The sequence below is a fragment of the uncultured Campylobacter sp. genome, from assembly GCF_937997405.1.
In the GTDB taxonomy this organism is placed as follows: Bacteria; Campylobacterota; Campylobacteria; order Campylobacterales; family Campylobacteraceae; genus Campylobacter_B.
Window position 1 is genome coordinate 1 of the sequence record NZ_CALKTL010000020.1, and the last position, 5,894, is coordinate 5,894.

At 47.2% G+C, this 5,894-nt stretch carries 6 protein-coding genes and 1 rRNA gene; 2 read left to right on the top strand and 5 right to left on the bottom strand.

Annotation, left to right across the window (positions count from 1 at the left end):
• The 5 genes from Q0372_RS00940 to nspC all read right to left on the bottom strand — a co-directional run.
• Positions 1-526, bottom strand: a 16S ribosomal RNA gene (locus Q0372_RS00940); the annotation flags it as partial.
• A gap of 562 nt (positions 527-1,088) precedes the next feature.
• On the bottom strand, positions 1,089-2,108 hold the full coding sequence (selD, locus tag Q0372_RS00945; protein WP_298101499.1) for a selenide, water dikinase SelD: 1,020 nt from the start codon (positions 2,106-2,108) through the stop codon (positions 1,089-1,091).
• Positions 2,108-2,704: a sulfurtransferase-like selenium metabolism protein YedF gene (yedF, locus tag Q0372_RS00950; RefSeq protein WP_298101491.1), complete on the bottom strand. Its 597-nt coding sequence runs from the start codon at positions 2,702-2,704 to the stop codon at positions 2,108-2,110. The genes selD and yedF overlap by 1 nt, the downstream gene beginning before the upstream one ends.
• A gap of 85 nt (positions 2,705-2,789) precedes the next feature.
• Positions 2,790-3,749 carry a formate dehydrogenase subunit gamma gene (locus Q0372_RS00955; RefSeq protein WP_297895584.1) on the bottom strand — a complete coding sequence of 320 codons (960 nt, stop codon included), beginning with the start codon at positions 3,747-3,749 and terminating at the stop codon, positions 2,790-2,792.
• Positions 3,750-3,844: 95 nt separating this feature from the next.
• Positions 3,845-4,999, bottom strand: coding sequence for a carboxynorspermidine decarboxylase (gene nspC / locus Q0372_RS00960; RefSeq protein ID WP_298101493.1), 1,155 nt, complete (start codon positions 4,997-4,999; stop codon positions 3,845-3,847).
• 87 nt (positions 5,000-5,086) lie between these two features.
• On the opposite strand from nspC, the gene Q0372_RS00965 reads away from it, so the two are divergent.
• Positions 5,087-5,308: a MoaD/ThiS family protein gene (locus tag Q0372_RS00965; RefSeq protein WP_298101495.1), complete on the top strand. Its 222-nt coding sequence runs from the start codon at positions 5,087-5,089 to the stop codon at positions 5,306-5,308.
• Positions 5,309-5,323: 15 nt separating this feature from the next.
• Positions 5,324-5,833, top strand: a complete 510-nt coding sequence (locus Q0372_RS00970; protein ID WP_298101497.1) for a molybdenum cofactor biosynthesis protein MoaE — start codon at positions 5,324-5,326, stop codon at positions 5,831-5,833.
• Positions 5,834-5,894 lie beyond the last annotated feature (61 nt).

The window sequence follows — 5,894 nt, forward strand, 5'->3', positions numbered from 1 at the left end:
AACGCTTGCACCCTCCGTATTACCGCGGCTGCTGGCACGGAGTTAGCCGGTGCTTATTCGTTAGGTACCGTCATTATTCTTCCCTAACAAAAGGAGTTTACGCTCCGAAAAGTGTCATCCTCCACGCGGCGTTGCTGCGTCAGGGTTTCCCCCATTGCGCAATATTCCCTACTGCTGCCTCCCGTAGGAGTTTGGACCGTGTCTCAGTTCCAATGTGACTGATCATCCTCTCAGACCAGTTACGCGTCATAGCCTCGGTAGGCCGTTACCCCACCGACTAGCTGATACGATATAGTCTCATCCCTTGCCGAAATTCTTTCCCGATTTATCTTATGGTAAAAAGGAGTATGGAGTATTAGCAGTCATTTCTAACTGTTGTCCTCCAGCAAGGGGCAGATTAGCTATATATTACTCACCCGTGCGCCACTAAATTTAAAAGAGCAAGCTCTTTTAAATTCCGTTCGACTTGCATGTATTAGGCACGCCGCCAGCGTTCACTCTGAGCCAGGATCAAACTCTCCATATTTATACTTCTCGCAACGGCAAAGCCGTTACTGCGAGCGGGAGCTTTCGCTCCCTGCACCCACCTAAAGTTACAAAGATTTGCGAAAAAACAAGTTTTTCGCAAATCATAAATTTCTAAGGATAGCATAAAAAAACCGAAGCTTGGCTCCGATTTATTCTGCGTCTTAAATTTAATCTATGATTTAAACTCTTTAATACTTATACAGGTAGATACGATTATGAAGTTTTTAATCTAAAAACTTTATGTTTTTGTAACATCGTTTTTATGGATAGATTTAGTTTAAAGCTAGATGCTAATTAGATATTCGTTACGGATGTAAAAAATAACCTAAATTCGATCCGGCGATCTAAATCTTAATCCATAGGCTCAATCGATCACTTGTTTAGATTTCAAAGATTGACTAAAGATATTTGTTTTTAACAGTTGAAATTTTAAAAAACACGTTCGCTAAAAGGCTAAAACTACTAGGACTTAAGACTTAAGGAAGCAGGTTCGGCTCGGTGCGAAACAGAATTGTGATTATACAGGAGCGATGCTTAAAGGGGGCTGAATGGGAAAGATTTTAAACTAAATAAATTTTATGTTCGGCATGTGCTATAACTTCGCCGATGATAGCGCTACTAGCGTAGCCTGCGTTTTTTAAATTTACAAGCGCTCGCGCCGCGTCCTTTTCCGCTACGGCAAGCAGAAGTCCGCCGCTGGTTTGTGCGTCGCAAAGCGTTATGTCCGGCTCGGAATCGACACCAGGCGCGATAAATTTTAAATTTTTATAGCTTCCGGCGGGGATCAGCCCCTCATCAAGGCATCTGAGGGCGCTTTTTAAAAGCGGAATTTTGCTAGGATAAATTTTAAAACTCACGTTCCCGTTTATCATTTCAAGCGCGTGTCCAAGCAGTCCAAAGCCCGTCACGTCGGTCGCGGCATGTATTTTTAGGCTCGCCAAGGCGCCCACGGCATAAAAATTTAACAAAATCATGCTCTCTATCGCGTCACGAAATTCTTCAAATTTAAGAAATTTCGCCTTAATAGCCGTAGCGACAATGCCCGTGCCTAGAGGTTTTGTTAGGATCAGCAGGTCGCCTTCACGCGCTGTATTATTGCTCCAAAATTTACGCGGATTCACACGCCCCGTGACACTAAGTCCATAATAAATTTCGGGGGTAGAGATGGTGTGGCCGCCCACCAAGACCCCTCCGCACTCTTTAATTTTGTCTTTGCCGCCGCGCAGAATCTCGCGCAGAATTTCGTTTGAGAAACGACAATCGTCAAAACCCACGATGTTTAGGGCGTTTATCACTTCACCGCCCATTGCAAATACGTCGCTTAGGGAGTTTGCCGCCGCGATCTGTCCGAAGATAAACGGATCGTCCACCAAAGGGGTGATGAAATCGAGCGTCTGCACGAGCGCAAGATCATCGCTTATGCGAAATACGCTCGCATCTTCGTTGCTACAGGTGGACGAAAGCAGACTTGCGTTGGGCTCGATTAAATTTCCAAGATTTTCGGTTAGACCCGCCGGGTCAAGCTTGGCGGCTCAACCGGCGGCTGCAATAAATTTCGTGAGGTTAAAATCTCTGTAGATCATAGTTTGATTGCTTCGTATTTTGATAAGATGTCCATGATTTCGTATGCGTTTGAAATCTCGCCGATCGCGAGCTTATCGACCAGTTTGTAGCCCTCCAGACAGCTTCCGCAGCTTAAAATTTCAGCTCCCGCTTCGTTTAGTTTTTTAATCGCCTCAAAGCATTCGTGGCCGCGGTTGGTAGTTATGTGCACGGCGTTGTTTACACAGATGACCTTCACGGGTTTTTCGTCTAAGCTTAACGCCGCGCCTAAAAATTTAGCGAGCAAACTCTTTCCGATCGGGCCGCTTCCGCACTGCTCCTCGTTTAGGAATATCACCTTGCCTCTCTTTGGCACCGCGACATCACAATAAATATCGTCGATACTTTCATCTTTCAGCTCGTCCGTTTTTACGGTTTTTATAAGCGTGTCGGCGCCCGCTTGTGAAATTTGCGCCTCAAAGCCGTTTTTAGCCAAAAAGCGTTTTATGTTTTCGCGCGGCGCTACGTCGTTTACTAAAATTTCTAAATTTTCTCCGATTTTTAGCTCGCCGAGGACTTTTTTAGTGCGCAAAAGCGGCTCCGGGCAATTTAAATTGCGACAATCTAGTTGCATATGTAATCCTTAAAAAATAAAATTCTTTGAACCTCAAAGCTAATGCGAGCCGCACGCAAGCAGACCCGCATAAAATTTACCCAAGTTATAAGCGCGGGTACTTCGCTTCAAATTGCGATTTGGCGATCTGCCCTTTATCGAGCAGCTCGCGATACCAGTAGTGGTGAAGTACGTAAACTTCCTCCTCCGGCTTGTGTCCGTCGATCATCGAGTGGATGGCACCGCTGATCGCAAAGACCGCCATATAGATATGCACAAGCAAAAATACCGCGCAGACCGCACCCAAAAAATTATGAATAATCGCGCTTGCTCTTAAAATTTCGATCTGGCTCATACCTAGCGCACTTCTCATCGCCGGGATATCGTAGTCTAGGAAAAACATCGACGCGCCCGTAGCTATCATCACTATGCCGCCTAAAGTAGCGACCCAAAACCACGCCTTTTGGCCTGCGTTAAATTTACCCGCAGGGATCGTGCGCTTCTTTTTGCTTAAATAGCCGCCCACGATCATCATCCATTTGATATCGTAAGCTCGCGGCAGCATACGCCAAAACCATGTCACTAGCATAGGCACAACGGCAATCGCAAACGCTATCGTAGCCAGTCCGTGAGCGTTTTTACAAAACCTCACGAAAGCGCCGCCGCCGAATTCCTCGCCAAACATCATAATTAAGCCTGTCGGAACCAAAATCGCCCATGCTACGGCCGCTACTAGATGATATAATCGCTCAAATTTATTAAATGCATAGATCGGTTTGCCCGCGTGATGATCGAAGTGCTTCGGCCCTATGATCGCGTAGTGCCCAATAAAAGCTATGATTACGCCCAAAACCGCACCCAACGCCAACCAAGCAAAAAAGCCCGAGCTTTGCAGATGTCCTTGAAATTGCAGAAAGATCGGACCGAAGCCGTTGCCGTAGCTATCGATATTTTCAAGCCTTGCATTGCCCCAAACATCGCTATTTCCCTGCACGATATCGGCGTATTTTTTCTCCTCGGCCTGCGCATAAATACAGGCGAAAAGCGCGAGAAACAATCTTTTCATGGATTTCCTTAGATATAAAATTTGAGCCGATTATATCATTTTTTGCAAAAAATTTTCTTACAAAGCAAAATTACATTTTTGCATTAAGCGCCGCGCTAGTTTCGCCTCGCGTACTCGTCGTAGCCGAATTTTTTGATCATTAAAACCTCTCCGCGCTCGTCCGCCAAAACAAGATCGGGCAACTTGATGCCGTTAAAGGTCGTGTTTTTCACGATAGTATAGTGGATCTGATCCTCGAAAATCACCCGATCGCCGATGTTTAGCGGCGCGTCAAATTTATACTCGGGCCGTCCACTCTCAAGCCCCACGACATCGCCTGCGAGGCAGGTATTGCCGCCGAAGCGGTAGCTAAATTTACCGCTCTCGCTCTCGCCGCGCACCGCAGGACGATACGGCATCAGCACGGTATCGGGCATATGAGCTTCAGCGGAAGCGTCTAAGATAGCGATTTTAGCGCCATTTTCTACTATGTCAAGCACGCTAGCGACCAAATATCCGCACTCCCAACCGACCGCCTCGCCCGGCTCGAGATAAATTTCGACTTCGTATTTTTCGCGAAATTTTTTGATCAGATCTATCAGTAGCTCCACGTCGTAGCCTGCGCGCGTGATATGATGCCCGCCGCCGAAATTTAGCCATTTTAGGCCGTCAAAATACTTGCCGAATTTCGCCTCGAAAACCTCAAGCACCCGCTCTAGGCTCTGAGCACTCTCTTCGCACAGTGCGTGAAAATGTAGCCCCGAGATGCCGCGCAAAAACTCGCCGTCTTGTAAGATCGCCCGCTGCAGCGCTTCAAGGCTCATCCCGAGCCTGCTAAAGCTGCCGCACGGATTGTAAGCGTCTTTGGGCGAGAAGGAGGTCTGCGGATTTAGCCGCAAGCCGCACGACGCTCCCGCAGCGAGCGCTTTTGCGCGATATTTTTGCCACTGCGCGGCGCTATTGAATACGACGTGGTTTGAAATTTTTAAAATTTCATCCAAATCATCCTCTTTGAATGCTGGCGAGTATGTGTGAATCTCGCCGTTTTTGATAAATTCCGCGGCAAATTTCGCCTCGTGCAGGCCGCTACAAGTTGCGCCCCAGAGGTATTTGCCAACGTAAGGCATCGCGAAGCTAAACGCAAAGCCTTTTAGCGCGCATAAAATTTTTGCGCCGCTTCGCTCGCCTACGCCGCGTAAAATTTCTAAATTTTTTACCAGTTTTTGCTCCTCACACACATAGGCGGGGGTCGAAATTTCATCGATTTTCATCGTTTTTCCTCATTAAATTTTTACGCAATTATATAAAATTTTATGAATTTTTAGTTAAAATCGCCCAATCTTTAAAAAAGGACAAAAATGGTAGAGATAGAATTTTTAGGGCCGATCGGACGCGAGCCCCTGCACCTAAACGCAAGCTCCTTGCAAGAGGTAAAAGCGGAGCTGCAAAAGGACGAAGACTTGCGAGAGTGGCTCTCAAACTGCGCCGTAGCGGTAAATGATAAGATGATTTATGATGCGAATTTCGCGCTTAAATCCGGCGATCGCGTAAGCCTTTTGCCTCCCGTTTGCGGCGGCTAAGCTTAGAAGGCGACGATGAGCGAAGCTAAATTTAACCAAGAAATTTTAAGCGGGATCGAGCCTGAAATTTATGAGGGCAGCTTGGACGTAGATGCGATTTTATCGCGCTGGTACGCTAAATTTAAAGACGCAAATTGCGGCGCGTTCATTACTTTTGTAGGCATCGTGCGCGAAGAGGGCGGCATCTGCGCGCTGAGCTTCGATATATACGAGCCGATTTTGCGGACTTGGTTTGAAGCGTGGCAGCAAAAGGCTGCGGCACAGGGCGCATTCGTTCTTTTTGCACATGCAAACAGGGATGTGCCGATCCACGAAAGCTCCTACGTAGCAGGCGTCGTAAGCCCGCAGCGCAAGGTCGCTCTGGCGCTAATAAACGAGTTTGTGGAGGATTTCAAGGCGGCCGCGCCGATCTGGAAATACGACGTAAAGGGCGGTAAAATCGAAGGCGGCAAAGTAGTAGGCGGGAAGAGGATCTACGCGGCGGATCGTTCGCAGAGGGTAAAAGGCGCAGGGCTTTTGGGTTAAATTTAAAAGCACGCGCCGTTTTAGCCCCACAGGCCTGCTTCGATTCAATTAAATTTAATCA